Raw genomic sequence first — 16,722 nt, 5'->3', positions numbered from 1 at the left:
GTCATGATGTTGGCCGAGGCAATCGAAATTGCCGGCGACCACCGAGATCGGACGGCCGTTCGTGATGCTCTTCAACAGGTTTCGGCACTTCCCGCCAGCTTCGGCCAGGACGGATTGACACTGTCGTTTTCTTCGCAGGATCACCTGGCTCCGGACAGCCTCTGCGGACTGGTGCTCGTCGAATTCGGTGAGGACAACAAGCCGGCCCATCCGTGGGATTCCTACCAACCCCCGTGCGGATAACCGAGGAGTCTTGACATGACAGACGCACAACTGTGGCTCGCAGCCATCGAGATCGGTGCATTCTTCTCACTGATAGCCCTCGGAATGTATCTCGTGGTGGTCGGCGCCGATTTCTTCAACTTTGCGATGGGCCCGTACGCGATGGCTGCGGCCATGGCGTCGAGTTGGGTCGCGATCAATTACGGGCTCGCTCTCTGGATTGCCATGCCGCTGGGGATCGCGGTAGCGGTGGCGCTGTCGATCCTGACGGAAAAGCTTGTGGTCAAACAGGTTCAGAGGCGTTCGGGTCGTGGGGAACTACCGGCGTTGGTGGCGGTGACCGCAGTACTGTTCGGGATCCAGCAGCTCGCCGGCACGGTCTTCGGCCGAACACCACTTCCCGGACAGAAGATCTTCGACTTCGATCCGATATCGGTGCTCGGTGCCACCGTCGACAGTTCGACCGTTGTACTCGTCGTCGGAACTGCCGTGATCTTCGTCGGTATCGGACTGTGGCTGAACCGGTCCACCTCGGGCCGTCTGCTACGCGCCGTCGGCGACAATCCGGATGCCGCCCGCGTCCTGGGCTTGCCGGTGGATCGGGTACGCCTCATCGCGTTCACCCTCGCGGGTGTGATTGCCGCCGTCGCCGGACTTCTGTTCGCTCCCAAGGCCGGTGTTCAGTTCACGAGCGGTCTGTCATGGACGCTGACGGCATTCATCGCACTCGTCATCGGTGGTACCGGCCGGAGTTGGGCTCCGCTGATCGGCGGAATGGTGTTGGGCGTCGTCCAGGTATTCGCCCCGTACTACTTCGGTGCGAGTGCTGCGCAAACCGCGATTCTGCTGATTGCCCTGGTGTTCTTCGCTTTCCGTCCGGAAGGCTTGCTCTCGAGGAAGGTTCGCGTCTGATGGCCTCGCTTTCTACCAGTCCGCTGACGTCAAATCCGCCCGCTACATCCGGCCGTTCCCGGACGAGGATGCTCGCCCTGTCACGAGAAGCGCTGATCACCGTGGTCGTGGTTGCTGCCGTGCTGCTGTGGATGGGGCCGAGTCTGTACCGGCAGGATCTGGTGTTCCTCGCTGCGACGTATTCGCTGATCGCACTCGGCATGTACGTGCCATTCGTGCTCGCGGGATCACTGTCGATGGCGTACAGCGCGTATGCGGCGATCGGCGCGTATGCCGTTGCGCTGATCTCGGTTCGGACCGGGTTGTCGATGTGGTGGGGATGGATTCTCGGCGCCCTCGCCGCTGCAGCGGTTGCAGTACTCCTCAGCTTGGCAACGCAGAAACTCTCCGGCTTCTACCTTGCCGCGGTGACCTTGTTGTTCGGTATCGCTTTCGAGCACTGGTTGATCGACGGGCCGAGTTTCACCGGCGGATCGGCCGGGATCTCGGGCGTCGAGACTGTGACGATGTTCGGCTGGGAGCCACCGCGCTACGCATTGGTCGTGTTCGCGATCTTGTTCGTGTGTCTGATCGCGGTCGCTGTCGATCGACTCCGGAAATCGGTGTGGGGGCTGATGTTGCAAGCTGCCCGCGACAATCGTAATGTCGCACGGTCTTCCGGCGTCAATCCTGCGCACCTTACCGGCGTGGCGCTGGCGATCGGTGCTGCGATCGCGTCGACCGGCGGATCGCTGTTCACCGTGTCGGTGCAAGCTGTCACTCCTGAAACCTTCACTCTCAGTATTGTTTTCCTCGCAATCTTCATGCCGATCATCGGCGGTCGCGGTTCGGCGTGGGGTGCTCCGCTCGGTGCATTGATCGTGGTGATCGTGACGCTGAACATGCCCGGGTACCAGGGAAGTGGCGAACTCCTGCTTGCCGGAGCCGTCCTGGTGATCCTCATCGTCGCGCCTGGTGGGGTGATCGGGTGGAGTCAGAACGTTCTGGGTCGAGTGAACCGTCTGTACAAGGAGCGTGGCAATCGATGACTCGGCTACTCGAAGTGAGCGGGCTCCACAAGTCCTACGGCGGCGTCCGCGCTGTCGACGATGTCTCGTTCAGCGTCGGACCGGGAGAGGTGATCGGCCTGGTCGGCCCGAACGGGGCAGGCAAGACCACACTGGTGGACTGCATCTTCGGCACACAGCAAGCAGACTCCGGAACCGTCGCGCTCGCCGGTGCTCCCTTGACCGGGCCGTCGGAGCGCCGTGCACGGCAAGGGCTCTCGCGCACGTTTCAACATCCGCAGCTCGCGGCGGAACTCGACGCCGTCGACAACATCATCCCGGGACTGTACGGGCACAAGATCACCTCACCTCTGCACTCGCTGTGGTGGGCGATCAAAGGACCTTTCGAGAACTGGGACCGGACAGCACAGCGGGCCCGAGAGATTGCTGCGCGATACTCGGTCACCGACGTCGAGAGTGCTTGCGGGGATCTCAGTTTGGGCGCGCAGCGTCTGGTCGAGGTGGCGCGGGCGATGGCGACCGAACCCGAAGTCCTCCTGTTGGACGAACCGTTTGCCGGTGCGGATCACGACGGCATCGCTGCCATCTCCGGTGCCGTGCGATCGATTGCCGCGCAGGGCAAGGGAGTAGTCCTGGTCGATCACAACGTCGATCTCATCGCGGCGCTCGCCACCAAGATCGTGCTGCTCAATTTCGGATCAGTGGCGTTCTACGGACCACCGCAGGAGTGCTTGGCCAGCGACGCGATGCGAGAAGTCTATTTCGGTTCCGAATACGAGGAAGGCGCCTGACATGCTCGAACTCGACAGAGTCACAGTTCGATACGGATCCGCTGTCGCCGTCCGGGAAGTCTCCCTTGTCGCCCCCGCCGGTGAAGTGACAGCGATCGTCGGGCCGAACGGTGCGGGCAAGACCAGCTTGGCGGGATCCATCTACGGCTCGGTTCCCGCCACCGGGACAATCAAATTCGATGGTCGAGAGATCCAGAAATTATCGGCACTGGATCGTGTCCGCAGCGGATTTGCCTACGTTCCCCAAGGCAGGCAACTGTTCATGCGAATGTCCGTTCGCGAGAACCTACGCGTCGGCGCAGACCTGCTGGGATTGAAAGCCGAAGCCGTGGAAACAGCTTTCGAGAGGTTCCCGATCCTGCGTGAACGCTCGGAGAGTTATGCCGGGGTCCTCAGCGGTGGTGAGCGGCAGATGTTGGTTCTGGGGCGGGCCCTTCTGGAAACCCCGAAGGTGTTGCTCCTCGACGAGATGATGACAGGACTGGCACCGAAAATCGTCGCGGAGCTGCGAGCATTGGTCGGGGGTCTGGCCGCCGAGGGTGTGACCGTCATCGTGACGGAACCGGCACTTACTGCACTGAAATCGGTTGTCGACCGCGGATATGTCATGCAGCGCGGCGAACTCGTCCGCGAATGCGATTCCGCAGCGACACTGGAAAACGCGTACAAACAATCGATGGGCGTCCTCAGCGCCGACGGGAGATGATCGACGATCATGCTTGAAACGAAGACACTCGACTTCACCGTCGGTGAATTCGCCACGAATCCGGACCGCTTCGCCGGCGTCAGCATCAGCGAAATGGTCAGGCATTGGTCTGTGACCATCCCGGACGAAACCGCCTTTGTCACTCCGGAATCGAGGGTGTCGTGGAAGCAGTACGACGCGGCTGCCGATGCGATCGCGTCGGCGCTGGATCTAGCTGGTGAGGGATACGGACATGTAGCCGTGTTGCTCCCCGACACCGCTGTATTCCATGCGGCTCTCTGCGCAGCATTTCGTACCGGCCGCGTCGCCGTCGGAATCGGTTCGCGCTCGGGCATTCGCGAGATCTCTCATCTGATCGCCCGCTCGGAAGCCTCCGTACTCGTCACCACTCGCACGCTGCGCGGCGTCGATACCGCCGAACTCGTGGCGAGTCTGCGGGCAGAGCATCCCGGACTGGACGTCGTCTTCGCCGACGAACGCGCCGACGTGAGTTTCGAACGCGTGAGCGCAAACGGCGAACTCACCTCGTTGCCGGTCGAGCTAAAGCAGTTCCCCGCAACCAGTCCGTGTTTTGTCACGTCAGCCGTTTCGATGCTGAACTCGACCTCCGGCACAACGGGCCTACCCAAACTGGTCACACAAACCGAGGATCGTTGGGTTGGTTTCTCCGAGATTGCCGCCGAGGCGGCGGCGATCGGTTCGGATGAGGTGTTCCTCGGCGCGGTTCCAGCACCTTTCGGATTCGGCCTCTGGACTTCGCATTTCCTGCCGGCACTACTCGGTGCTCGCAATGTCGTCATGGAACGCTTCGACGTTTCGGTGATGATCGAGTTGATCGAGCGCGAACGGGTGACTGCTTTGAATTGTGTGAGTACACAATTCAAGATGCTGTTGCGTTCGGACGCCGCGGAATCGGCCGATCTCTCGTCACTTCGTTTCATGTTCACCGGTGGTGAAGCCGTGCCCTATTCGGAGGCGCTGGCATTCGAACAACGTACCGGAGCGGCTGTCCTGCAGTTCTACGGATCGAACGAAACCGGCGCCGTCTCGGTGACGACGGTTTCGGACGATTCCGACACCCGACTGAAGACGTGCGGCCACGTCATCGATCGCATGCAAGTTCGTGTATTCGACGATGCGGCAAAGGAAATGACCGGCTCCGTCCGCCGCGGTCAGCCTGGGGTGAACGGACCGCTGATGTGTCAGGGCTATTGGGGGGACACCGATGCGAACGACGAGTTGTACACCGATGACGGTTGGATGCTTCTCGGCGACATCGTCGAGATCGACGAGACAGGACGGGTGCGTGTGGTCGGGCGCAAAGCCGACATCATCATTCGTGGCGGCAAGAACATCTCCGCGGTCGAAGTCGAGGAGTACGTGCGCGCGCACCCTTCGGTGGAGTTGGTCGCCGTGGTCGGGGTCGACGATCCGCTGTTCGGTGAGAAGGTCTGTGCGGTCGTCGTGTCCGCCGATGACGATCTGAGTTCGGAGGATCTGACCGCCTGGCTGCAGAGCCGAGGAGTGACCCGCGAGTACATACCCGAGTACGTGATGACGGTCGCCGAATTGCCGATGGCGGCAGGCGGCAAAGTAGCCAAGGGTGAAGTCAAGGCACTCGCGCAGAGGCGGATCGCTGAACTCGGCTGATCGCACTTGGCGGTACCGGCTTCGCGTTACGCTGATCCGGACATTGTGCCGAGAGTGAAGGAAACCCGATGACGAACCCTTCACCGCATCGGTGGCGCAGGCGCTTGCTGTGGGCTCTGGCAATTGTGTTCGTTCTGGTCGGAGCCGTGGTTCTGGCCTTCGTTCTGAGCCCGAGACCTGGCGCACTCACCGTGCGATGGGTCTTCGATCGTGATGCGGTGAAAGTCACCGAGGCGCTCGAGAAGCACGCACCCGAAGGCGTCGACTCGATCAAGGACCAGCAGTACCGCGCCGATAACGACGACGCATACCTGGATGTCTACTTTCCCGCAGCGACGACGACCGCATTGCCTACGGTGATCTGGACTCATGGCGGTGCCTGGATCTCGGGAAGCAAGTCCAACTACGCGCCGTACTACGAGTTGCTGGCCTCTCGTGGCTACACCGTTGTGTCCCTGGACTACTCACTCGGACCTGAGCACCACTATCCGACTGCGGTGCGGCAGCTCAACGACGCTCACGCGTACGTCGTCGCGAATGCGGAACGGCTGCATGTTGATCCGACGAAGATCGTTCTCGCCGGTGATTCTGCGGGAGCGCAACTCTCGAGTCAGCTCGCCACTCTCATCACTGATCCCGCGTATGCGAACCGTGTGGGCGTGGTCCCGTCGCTGCGGCCGGATCAGTTACGTGGAGTAATCCTGAACTGTGGAATCTACGACGTCGGGAACATGGTCGGCGGACCCGGCATCATCGGTTGGGGAGTTGATCGGTCCCTCTGGGCGTATACCGGCGTGCGTGACTTCATGAGTACCGACGCAGCGGATCAGATGTCGACCTTGAACTACGTCACCGATCGATTTCCGCCTGCCTACATCAGCGGCGGCAACGCCGATCCGTTGACGGATTCTCAGTCGAAACCGATGGCTGACAAATTGACCGGGTTGGGAGTTGCGGTCGACACACTGTTCTATCCGGCCGATCACGTTCCGGCGCTCGGGCACGAGTATCAGTTCGATCTGGACAATGCCGACGGTCTCACTGCGCTCGATCGCACGGTTCAGTTTCTCGAGGCTCATACCGGCTAAATGTCGGATTGTGGTGAACCACTGAGAAAATGGTCATTTTGGACAAAGCTCCGCGGGTGCGTTGCCAGGGAATTCTCAACTAGTCCTTTTGGTCTAGCCTGGGTGAATCCGATCCGACCCCAGGAGTTGTTGTGCGCGCGTCTTCCCCCGACAGACGGCGAAGGCGCATTGTCGGAATCGCGGCGGTATTCGTCGTCATTCTGCTGTCCGGGGTAACCGCGGCACTCGTCAGTCCGTGGCCAGGAGTTCTCCTCGTACGGTGGATGTCAGCGGGTGGCTCCGAAGCGACTCACGCACAACTCGACAGGCATGCACCGTCAGGAATCGTCTCGATTCTCGATCAGTCGTACCGCGACGGCGACGACGATGCACAACTGGACGCGTACTACCCGTCGGAGTCCACTTCGGCGCTACCCACGGTGGTCTGGGTGCACGGCGGTGGCTGGATATCAGGCTCGAGAACTGATGCCGACGGTTACTACAAACTGTTGGCAAATCAAGGCTTCACTGTGATTTCGGTGGACTACTCACTGGGACCAGATGCGTATTACCCCACCGCAGTGAATCAGCTGAACGACGCGTATCGATTCATCGTGAGCAATGCGGACAGGTTGCATGTCGATTCGACCAATCTCTTTCTTGCGGGAGATTCGGCAGGCGCGCAGTTGTCCAGTCAGTTGGCGACCGTCATGACCAGCCCTGACTACGCGTCGGAAATGGGTGTGGAGCCGGCAATACGTCCCGAGCAGATACGCGGAGTTGTCCTCGACTGTGGGGTCTACGATCTGAAACCGCTGCTGTCACAGGGGAAGTACTTCGGTTGGGGCGTCGACAAGCAATCGCTGTGGGGGTACCTCGGAACGAGGGACTTCGACGGGTCGACTGCAGTGGGTCAGATGTCGACACTGGGTCATGTGACCTCGGACTTTCCAGCGACGTTCATCACCGGCGGAAATGTCGACCCACTGACCGCCAGCCAGTCGAAACCCATGGCAGAACGGCTCGCCGATCTGGGCGTCGAGGTCGATGCACTGTTCTACCCGGACGATCACGAGCCTGCACTCGACCACGAATATCAGTTCGACCTCGACACCGTGGACGGGATGGTCGCGTTCGATCGCACAGTCGCGTTCCTACGCGACCACGTGCGTTAGCGCGGTCAGCGAATCACGTACGGCGAAATCGAACTCCGGTGCTCGCTGATGTCGAGGTCTTTACCCAGCGGAGGGAAGGCACGCTGCGGACAATTGAGGCGTTCGCAGACACGGCAGCCCGAGCCGATCGGCGTTCCCGGATTCGACTCGTCCAGATCCAGACCGTCGCTGTAGACGAGTCGGTGGGCGTGTCGAATCTCGCATCCCAATCCGATGGCGAAGATCTTTGCGGGCTGTCCGTATCGAGCCGCTCGACGTTCGACCGTGCGCGCAACCCAGAGGTATCGACGACCGTCGGGCATCTGCGCGATCTGAGGCATGATCTTGCCCGGATATGAGAACGTCTCGTAGACGTTCCACAGCGGGCACGTACCGCCGCTGGTGGAGAAGTGGAATCCGGTGGCGGACTGACGCTTCGACATGTTTCCGGCACGATCGACACGCACGAACATGAACGGAACCCCGCGAAGTTTGGGGCGCTGCAGGGTCGAGAGGCGGTGGCAGATCGTCTCGTAGCTCGCGGAATAGAAGGCGGACATGCGCTCGATGTCGTACCGGAAGTCCTCGGCAACCTCGTGAAACTGGCTGTAGGGCAGCACGGTGGCCGCGGCGAAATAGTTGGCCAAACCAAGCTTCGCCAGGGAGACCGACGCTTCGCTGGTGAAGTTGCCCTCGGCCACCAACGAGTCGAGCAGGTCGCCATGCTCGAGGTATGCGAGTTCTGTCGCGAACTTGAAGACCTGTTGCCCGCCGGAGAGCCTTGCGGAAATTTCCAGGACCCTGGTGTCCGGGTCGTAGCGATGAAGTATGTTCTCGCCCAAGTCGACTCGTCGAACGATCTGCACGTCATGGACGGACTCGAGGCGTCTGGCGATCTCGCCGGCGACGTCGCCACGGTGAAAGCGCATCCGGGCAGTGAGTTCTTCGGCCGCGGTGTCGAGATCGTGGATGTAGTTCTGTCGCTGATAGAAGTAGTCGCGCACTTCCTCGTGCGGCATGGTGATCGAACCGCTGCCGCTGCCGTCCGAGAAACGGTCCTCCGTGGCTGCGGCGAGCTGCGCCGTCGTGTTCCGGAAGCGGCGATGCATGTTCACCATCGCCTTGGCCAGGCCCGGGTGGGTGGAGACCATCTCCGCGATTTCGTGGGCGTCGGCGTCGATACCCATCTCTTGATCGAGGGCAACTTCACGCATTTCCGCGATCAGGCGTGTGTCGTCCTGCGGGGAGAAGAAGGTGGTGTCGACACCGAAGACTTCACTGATTCGCAGGAGCACCGGCACGGTGAGTGGCCGGACGTCGTGCTCGATCTGATTGAGATAGCTTGCCGAGATCTCGAGCGTCTTGGCCAGCGAAGCCTGACTCAACCCGCGCTCGGTCCGCAGTTGGCGGAGCCGGACACCGACAAAGGTTTTCGACATTTTCCCAGGATACGAGTGACAGTCCGGCTTCGCAAAGGTGGGTTCGCAGTCTTCGCACAGGGGCTCCGCCCCCGTGAGTGGTTGAGGAGCCTCGGCACTCCCTAACCACTCACGGGGCCGGAGGCCTAGACCCTGTTCTCCGAACGAGGGGCGCCGATTCCGGGATCGATCTGGAACGGCCCGCTCGACGAGGGTGCAAGGGGGAAGTCGAAGATCGCAGTCGGGAGATAGACCGTCGAACACGAGTTGGGGATATCCACGACACCCGACAGGCGACCCTCGATCGGCGCCGCACCGAGTAGCAGGTACGCCTGCTCTGGCGCGTACCCGAACTTGGTCAGATACTCGATCGCATGCAGGCACGCACGCTGGTAGGACAGATGTGAATCCAGGTACTTCTGTTCGCCGTCCAACGTGACGGAAGTGCCCGAGAACGCAAGCCACTCGGAATACTGCGGATCCGTGTTGCCCGGCATGAAGATGGCGTTCTCGGAAACGCCGTAGGTATCCATTCCGCCCTTGATGATGTCCACACGAAGATCGATGAAGCCGCCCATCTCGATGGCACCGCAGAAAGTGATCTCTCCGTCGCCCTGGGAGAAGTGAAGATCGCCGACCGACAGATTCGCACCGTCCACGAATACCGGATAGAAGATTCGGCTGCCCTTGGTGAGGTTCTTGATGTCCTGGTTTCCACCGTTCTCGCGAGGGGGAGCGGTGCGCGCCGCCTCGCCGGCCACGCGTGTGTACTCGTCACCGGTCAAGGTTCCCAGTACTGCATCGCGGGGCTCGGGCGGAAGTGCAAGCGGGGGAACCCGATTGGGATCGGTGGCAATGAGGGCGCCCTCGCGGGCATTCCACTTGGCGAGCAAGGCTGCAGACGGAGCCGTGCCCATGAGTCCCGGGTGGACGATGCCCGTGAACGAGACGTGCGGAATGTGACGCGACGTCGCCGTTTGGCCGGAGAAATCCCAGACGGCTTTGTACGCATCGGGGAACTGTTCGGTGAGGAAGCCGCCGCCGTTGTTCCGAGGGAAGATGCCCGTGTACCCCCAGCCTTGGCCGGCCAACGGACCCGAATCTTCTTGGGGGATAGGCCCGATATCCAAGATGTCGACGATCAAGAGGTCGCCGGGCTTCGCGCCTTCGACGGCAAAGGGGCCGGACAGCGTGTGGACCGTGGTCAGTGGTGCATTGAGAATGTCGTCGGCCGAGTCGTCGTTGTGTATTGCGCCGTCGAACCATTCGCGGCAATGGACACGAAACGCATCACCGGGTTTCACTGTCACCGCCGCTGGGATGTCCGGGTGCCACCGATTGTGGCCGACGATTGCCTGGTCGGTGAATTTCTTGGCGGAATCGAGTGGAAACAGCAGTTCAGGCATATGCACTCCTCATTCTCGAAGAAACGGAAAACTCGTGGCGGCAGGACTTTCGTGTCGGATCGGGACTCACGGCGAGGGCGCGCGGTGAGGACGCTCAGGGGCGAGGTAGCTTGCGGTGCAACGGATTGGACGTCGTCGGGGCAGATTGCCGGCCGCGGCCGGGTAGCGACCCACTGACCACGGCAGGCTCGTGAGCCGATCGAGCAGTGCTGTCCAGTAGACCCATCGCGGCCGACGACGCGTGACTCAACCGGGGAGACGAGACCACCCGCTTGGACTCGAGACTGCACTGGGGGCAAGTAATCGACTGGGGCACTTCGGCCATCGCGAACGACCGCTCGAGCGGGCCGCAGCCGGTACAGCGAAACTCGTACAGAGGCATGCGGTCACGCTATCGGAGGATCCGTAAGTGCGACACTGGAACGACACGCACCGGGTTGCCGATGCCGCAATTGCGCCCGTCAGCGCAAGTACACAACCGCGTTGTCTCCGCCGGTACAGGTGACGATGCCGGAGGTCACCTTGCATGCCATCGTGTACTCCTTGCCGGTCACCGGACTACGTGCGGACACGGTGCTGGATGCACCGGTTGCACCGGAGTTCCCGTAGGCGATCCGAACCGCCTCGGCAAACTCACATGAAGTTTTGCCCCCACTTGTCGCGGACTCCTTGTAACTTCCGGCCGGCTGCCCGCCGGGGCAGGCGGACGCACCGGCCGGGAAGTTCGCGGCGCGTGTGGTCGTCGGGGATGTCGTGCTGGGAGCGGTTGTCGTGGTGCCGGGTGTGTTCGCGGCGCCGATGGTGGTGTGGGCGGCGCCACCGGCGGCCGAGTTGGGGACGTCCTTCGGCCAGAGGACCCAGGCAAGCCCGCCGAAGAGAGCCAACACAGTGATGACTCCGATTACGGATACCGGAATCACCCAGCCGGGCCGACGCGGCGGCGGATTTCCACGTGGCGGTGCAGGCGGGAATCCCTGGGGCGGGGGATACGACTGCGGCGCGGCTCGGTAGCCCAACTGCGGCGGCTGTGGACCGGATTGCGACCATGCCTGGTTGTTCGGTGGCCGCTGATAGTTGTCCGGCACCGCTTTATCGCCCGGTCGGGGGCGTCGAACGACAAGTCATGGTTCGACAGCATATGGCCGGCGAACGGGTTGTCTCCGGCTTTCCCAGGGGTAGATCCCGGAATTGTCCTAGCGAAGGCTGTTGCCGAGGAGTGATTGCGGTCACTCGCGGGTAGTGAAGTTGGCTCCGAAGTAGCGGACGGGCCTGTTCCGAGTGGCGTGCGAACTGCCGGAATTCGCAAGCGGCGGAGTTGAGTGCATTTCGTTCACAGCCTGCGGTTTCTTTCCTACTCGCCAGTACGGAACCTGTCCGATTGGGTAGTGCCAGCCGCGTAGGAATCTTCACAGACTTAGCAAAGTGTGTTGAAAAGGTAGCGAAGATTGGCATTAGCAACAGGTAGACGGCACTTTTTCGATGTGCCATTCTCGGTAAGTACACAAGAAGGGCCTGGCAAGTATGTGAAGTAGTACGCACGTACTGCTCACAACAGGCCGGACCAGCAGATCAAAGAGATGGAGTCTTGATGTCGACCACCGGCACCCCGAAGACCGCAGCTGAGCTCCAGCAGGATTGGGACACCAACCCTCGCTGGAAGGGCGTTACTCGTAACTACACGGCCGATCAGGTCGTCAAGCTCCAGGGCACCGTCGTCGAGGAGCAGACCCTCGCTCGTCGCGGATCCGAGATCCTGTGGGATCTCGTGAACAACGAGGACTACATCAACTCCCTCGGTGCACTTACCGGCAATATGGCTGTGCAGCAGGTTCGCGCCGGCCTGAAGGCCATCTACCTCTCCGGTTGGCAGGTTGCCGGCGATGCGAACCTCTCGGGCCACACGTACCCGGACCAGAGCCTCTACCCGGCCAACTCGGTTCCGACCGTCGTCCGTCGCATCAACAATGCACTGCTGCGCGCCGACGAGATCGCCAAGACCGAGGGTGACACCTCCGTCAGCAACTGGCTCGCTCCGATCGTTGCCGACGCCGAAGCCGGCTTCGGTGGCGCTCTCAACGCTTACGAGCTGCAGAAGGCCATGATCGGCGCCGGCGCTGCCGGTGTCCACTGGGAGGATCAGCTCGCTTCGGAGAAGAAGTGCGGCCACCTCGGCGGCAAGGTGCTCATCCCCACGCAGCAGCACATCCGCACCCTGACCTCGGCTCGCCTGGCTTCCGACGTCGCGGACGTTCCGTCCGTCATCATCGCCCGCACCGACGCTGAGGCCGCAACCCTCATCACCTCCGACGTAGACGAGCGTGACCGCCCGTTCCTCGACGGAACCCGCACGGCTGAAGGCTTCTACGGCGTCAAGAACGGCATCGAGCCCTGCATCGCTCGCGCCAAGGCTTACGCACCGTACGCAGACCTCATCTGGATGGAGACCGGCGTGCCGGATCTCGAGGTTGCAAAGAAGTTCGCCGAGTCCGTTCGCAGCGAATTCCCGGACCAGCTCCTGGCCTACAACTGCTCCCCTTCCTTCAACTGGAAGGCGCACCTGGACGACGCGACCATCGCGAAGTTCCAGAAGGAGCTCGGCGCAATGGGCTTCAAGTTCCAGTTCATCACGCTGGCCGGCTTCCACTCGCTCAACTACGGCATGTTCGACCTTGCCTACGGCTACGCCCGCGAAGGCATGACGGCATTCGTCGACCTGCAGGAGCGCGAGTTCAAGGCTGCCGAAGAGCGTGGCTTCACCGCCATCAAGCACCAGCGTGAGGTTGGCGCCGGCTACTTCGACACCATCGCCACCACCGTTGACCCCAACACCTCGACGGCAGCTCTCAAGGGCTCCACCGAAGAGGGACAGTTCCACTAAGAACTGACTTCGGGTGGGGGAGAGGCTCGGCTTCGGGTCTCTCCCCTGCTTGTATCACCGCACTACTTTCTCTCGTCTTCAAGGCAGTTCCGATTGCGTCGGCCACCAGCGTCGACGCAGTTCGAAGTGCTTGTTTTGCAACACCTTCACCAGACAAACTCCACGAGACAAACAAGGAGCTGACGTGACCAGCGAAAAAATTCAGCGCGTCGGCGTTATCGGCGCCGGAATCATGGGTGCCGGAATCGCCGAGGTGTGCGCCCGCGCACATGTCGATGTTCTGGTCTTCGAGCAGACTCGCGAGCTTGCAGCAGCCGGGCGTTCACGCATCCTGCGTTCGCTCGACCGCGGCGTGAGCAGCGGAAAGATCACAGAACGTGAGCGTGAGCAGGCCGCATGGCGTCTGCGTTTCACCTCCGATCTGGGAGATTTCGCGGACCGCCAGCTCGTCGTGGAGGCCGTCGTCGAAGACGAGAAGATCAAGAGCGAAATCTTCGCCGAGCTCGACGCGGTCGTGACGGACCCGGATGCGGTTCTCGCGTCCAACACGTCGTCGATCCCGATCATGAAGCTCGGCATCTCGACCAAGCGTCCCGAGCGAGTCATCGGCATGCACTTCTTCAACCCGGTTCCGGTTCTGCCGCTCGTCGAATTGGTGACGACGCTCAAGACCAGTGCCTCCGTCTCGCAGCGCGCCGAGGCTTTTGCCAGCGACATCCTCGGCAAGCAGGTCGTCCGCAGTGCCGACCGCTCCGGCTTCGTCGTCAACGCACTCCTGGTGCCGTACCTGCTCTCGGCGATCCGCATGGTCGAGTCGGGCTTCGCGACCAAGGAAGACATCGACAAGGCAACGGTTCTCGGCCTCGCGCACCCCATGGGTCCGCTGGCTCTGACGGACCTGGTCGGACTCGACACCGTCAAGTCCATCGCCGACTCCATGTACGAAGAGTTCAAGGAGCCGCTGTACTCCGCTCCGCCGCTGCTCCTGCGTATGGTCGAAGCCGGATTGACCGGCAAGAAGTCCGGCGCGGGCTTCTACGAATACGCCGACAACGGTCGCTCCACCAAGCAGGCAAGCTAAGGCCCAAAGCCCCTGTGCGCCTTTCTGGTAGTTCCGGCTACCACAAAGGCGCACAGGGCGCTCGCGCCCCTCGGTTAGAAAGGTCGACCGCATGTCCAGCAGCACTGCAGCATTCGGCTCCAGCGTCCTGGGGTATCCGCGCATCGGGCCGCGCCGTGAGCTCAAGCGCGCCCTCGAGTCCTACTGGCACGGCACTTCGGACAAGGACGCACTTCTCGCGGTCGCCAAGGAACTCCAGGAATCGACCTGGAGCGAATTGGCTGCGACGGGATTGAGCCAGGTTCCCGGCAACACCTTCTCCTTCTACGATCACGTGCTCGACAATGCGCTGCTCTTCGGCGCAGTGCCGGAGCGGTTCAAGCCGCTCGAGGGCGCCCTCGAGCCGCTCGATTTCTACTTCACGATGGCCCGCGGCCGCCCGGACTTCCCGCCTCTCGAGCTGGTGCGCTTCTTCGGTACGAACTACTACTACCGTCAGCCCGAGATCGACGCGAACACTGTGTTCGCGCTCAACTCGGATGCACTTCTCGACGAGTTCGAACGTGCGAAGGCGCGCGGCATCGAATTGCGCCCCGTCATCATGGGGCCCGTCTCGCTGCTTCTGCTTTCGAAGGTCGGACCTGCCACCGAGAAGTCCGATCCGAACTTCACCCCGCTCGACCTGTTGGACGCGCTCCTGCCCGAGTACGAGAAGCTCTTCGAGCAGCTCGCCAAGGCCGGTGCGACCTGTGTTCAGTTGGACGAGCCTTCGGTCACCGAGGACCGCACCCCCGAGGAGCTAGCCGCTCTGGGACGTGCGTACGAGAAGCTTTCGACGGCCCCGCTGCGCCCGCGCCTGTTGGTGACGGGTCCGTACGGCAAGTTCGGCGAAGCCCTCAACATCTTGGCGCCCACCAAGATCGAAGCCTTCGGTCTGGACCTGGTGCACGGCAAGATCACGGCCGAGGAACTGGCCGCGGTGCCGAACATCAAGCGCAAGCGCATCTACGCGGGCGTCGTCGACGGTCGCAACGTCTGGCGCGTCGACCGGTTCAACACCTTGACGTACCTGAACGAACTCAAAGACGTTGTGCCTGACCTCGTCGTCTCCACGTCGTCGTCGCTGCTGCACGTGCCGTACGACGTGCTCTCCGAGTACGACATTCCGGGAGACGTCGCAGACCGTCTGGCTTTTGCGAAGCAGAAGGTCGGCGAAGTCGTCTCACTGGCGAAGGCGCTCACCGAAGGTCCTTCGGACAAGTGGCGTAAGCGTCCGACGAAGGTGCACTTCAAGCTCAAGCACGCTGTCCGTGCTCGGGTGAACGCGATCAAGCCCGAGGATCGTGTGCGTGCACCGTACGAGGAGCGTCGTAAGGCTCAGCAGGAACGGTTGAATCTGCCCTTGGTGCCGGCTCAGACACTGGGTTCGTTCCCGCAGACCGACGCGATTCGCCAGGCTCGTTACGAACTCGGCCAGGGGCGTTTGGAGTGGGACGACTACTACAAGCGCATCCAGGAAGAGATCGAGCGCACAATCCGTCTGCAAGAGGACATCGGTCTCGATGTTTTCGTGCACGGCGAGCACGAGCGCAACGACATGGTCCAGTACTTCGCCGAACTGCTCGAGGGCTATGCCTTCACGCACAACGGTTGGGTTCAGGCCTACGGATCTCGTTGCACGCGTCCGCCGATTCTCTACGGCGACATCGCACGTCCGAAGCCGATGACGGTCGAGTGGATCGCGTACGCGCAGTCGCTGACCGACAAGCCGGTCAAGGGCATGCTGACGGGTCCGGTCACCATGATCGCCCGTTCGTTCGTTCGCCAGGATCAGCCGCTCTACGAAACGGCAGAGCAACTGGCACTTGTCATTCGAGACGAAATCGCGGATCTCGAAGCTGCCGGAATCGCCATCATCCAGGTGGACGAACCGGCAATTCGTGAACTGCTGCCACTGCGTGAGGACGGCCGGGAGGCCTACCTGGAGTGGGCCGTCGACGCGTTCCGTCTGGCAACAGGTGGAGCGAAGCCGGAAACACAGATCCACACACATTTGACGTACTCCGCTCGGTCGTCGGTGGTCGACGCCATCGAACGGTTGGACGCCGATGTGACGGCTATCGTCGCGACCCGCTCCATCACGTGGGTTCTCGAAGCACTCAAGGAAGGCGCGCTCACGCACGGCGTCGGCCCCGGTGTCTACGAATCTCGCTCGGCTCGGATTCCCGACATCGACGAACTCGACGAATTGCTCACTGAGGCAAGCGAATCGATCTCTCTCGATCGCTTGTGGGCAAACCCGGACGGCGGCCTCAAGACTCGCCATCCGTGGCAACTCGAGCCTTCGCTGCGCAATATGGTTGCGGCCGCGAGGCGCCTGCGTCGTCGGGCCGAGCAAGCCGAGCGCGACGCCGGGTAAGTCACGTAAAGAACAAGTCATGGAGGGGCCTG

The 16,722-nt window shown here is 61.8% G+C and carries 14 protein-coding genes and 1 pseudogene; 11 read left to right on the top strand and 4 right to left on the bottom strand.

The features are described from left to right. The 8 genes and pseudogenes from ASU23_RS15015 to ASU23_RS14980 form a co-directional block, all read left to right on the top strand. A pseudogene (locus ASU23_RS15015) lies at positions 1-243 on the top strand (ABC transporter substrate-binding protein); the annotation flags it as partial. 15 nt (positions 244-258) lie between these two features. Then, positions 259-1,134 (top strand): branched-chain amino acid ABC transporter permease, encoded by an 876-nt coding sequence (locus ASU23_RS15010; protein WP_007735388.1) that lies wholly within the window; start codon positions 259-261, stop codon positions 1,132-1,134. Then, on the top strand, positions 1,134-2,162 hold the full coding sequence (locus tag ASU23_RS15005) for a branched-chain amino acid ABC transporter permease (RefSeq protein ID WP_054827782.1): 1,029 nt from the start codon (positions 1,134-1,136) through the stop codon (positions 2,160-2,162). The genes ASU23_RS15010 and ASU23_RS15005 overlap by 1 nt, the downstream gene beginning before the upstream one ends. Continuing rightward, on the top strand, positions 2,159-2,932 hold the full coding sequence (locus ASU23_RS15000; RefSeq protein ID WP_007735383.1) for an ABC transporter ATP-binding protein: 774 nt from the start codon (positions 2,159-2,161) through the stop codon (positions 2,930-2,932). Before ASU23_RS15005 ends, ASU23_RS15000 begins: the two co-directional genes overlap by 4 nt. Position 2,933: 1 nt before the next feature. Next, a complete protein-coding gene (locus tag ASU23_RS14995) occupies positions 2,934-3,638 on the top strand; it encodes an ABC transporter ATP-binding protein (RefSeq protein ID WP_058038171.1) in 705 nt (234 codons plus the stop codon). Positions 3,639-3,647: 9 nt separating this feature from the next. Next, the gene (locus ASU23_RS14990) at positions 3,648-5,288 is read left to right on the top strand and encodes a class I adenylate-forming enzyme family protein (protein ID WP_058038170.1); all 1,641 of its coding nucleotides are present in this window, start codon (positions 3,648-3,650) and stop codon (positions 5,286-5,288) included. Positions 5,289-5,356: 68 nt separating this feature from the next. Further along, positions 5,357-6,376 (top strand): alpha/beta hydrolase, encoded by a 1,020-nt coding sequence (locus tag ASU23_RS14985; protein ID WP_058038169.1) that lies wholly within the window; start codon positions 5,357-5,359, stop codon positions 6,374-6,376. A gap of 131 nt (positions 6,377-6,507) precedes the next feature. Beyond that, complete coding sequence (locus ASU23_RS14980; RefSeq protein ID WP_058038168.1) at positions 6,508-7,530, top strand: alpha/beta hydrolase; 1,023 nt, start codon at positions 6,508-6,510, stop codon at positions 7,528-7,530. Between the two features lie 5 nt (positions 7,531-7,535). Here the strand turns inward: ASU23_RS14980 and ramB are convergent, their stop codons facing one another. The 4 genes from ramB to ASU23_RS14965 form a co-directional block, all read right to left on the bottom strand. Then, positions 7,536-8,948, bottom strand: coding sequence for an acetate metabolism transcriptional regulator RamB (gene ramB / locus ASU23_RS14975; protein ID WP_003941547.1), 1,413 nt, complete (start codon positions 8,946-8,948; stop codon positions 7,536-7,538). A gap of 125 nt (positions 8,949-9,073) precedes the next feature. Next, positions 9,074-10,333: a formamidase gene (gene fmdA / locus ASU23_RS14970; protein ID WP_042923284.1), complete on the bottom strand. Its 1,260-nt coding sequence runs from the start codon at positions 10,331-10,333 to the stop codon at positions 9,074-9,076. A gap of 94 nt (positions 10,334-10,427) precedes the next feature. Then, a complete protein-coding gene (locus ASU23_RS33420; RefSeq protein WP_037129638.1) occupies positions 10,428-10,715 on the bottom strand; it encodes an FmdB family zinc ribbon protein in 288 nt (95 codons plus the stop codon). 79 nt (positions 10,716-10,794) lie between these two features. Beyond that, complete coding sequence (locus tag ASU23_RS14965; protein WP_233405668.1) at positions 10,795-11,418, bottom strand: serine/threonine protein kinase; 624 nt, start codon at positions 11,416-11,418, stop codon at positions 10,795-10,797. 503 nt (positions 11,419-11,921) lie between these two features. On the opposite strand from ASU23_RS14965, the gene aceA reads away from it, so the two are divergent. From aceA to metE, 3 genes are all read left to right on the top strand, one after another. Beyond that, positions 11,922-13,211, top strand: coding sequence for an isocitrate lyase (gene aceA, locus ASU23_RS14960; RefSeq protein WP_003941533.1), 1,290 nt, complete (start codon positions 11,922-11,924; stop codon positions 13,209-13,211). Positions 13,212-13,395: 184 nt separating this feature from the next. Beyond that, complete coding sequence (locus tag ASU23_RS14955; protein ID WP_003941541.1) at positions 13,396-14,292, top strand: 3-hydroxybutyryl-CoA dehydrogenase; 897 nt, start codon at positions 13,396-13,398, stop codon at positions 14,290-14,292. A 91-nt stretch (positions 14,293-14,383) separates the two neighbouring features. Beyond that, entirely contained in the window at positions 14,384-16,690 is a 2,307-nt protein-coding gene (metE, locus tag ASU23_RS14950; RefSeq protein WP_058038167.1) for a 5-methyltetrahydropteroyltriglutamate--homocysteine S-methyltransferase, read from the top strand. Positions 16,691-16,722 lie beyond the last annotated feature (32 nt).

Source organism: Rhodococcus sp. KB6 (genome assembly GCF_001445685.1).
In the GTDB taxonomy this organism is placed as follows: domain Bacteria; phylum Actinomycetota; class Actinomycetes; order Mycobacteriales; family Mycobacteriaceae; genus Rhodococcus_F; species Rhodococcus_F qingshengii.
Note: the sequence above shows the minus strand (reverse complement) of the source record. Positions and strands in the feature narration are given on the sequence as shown.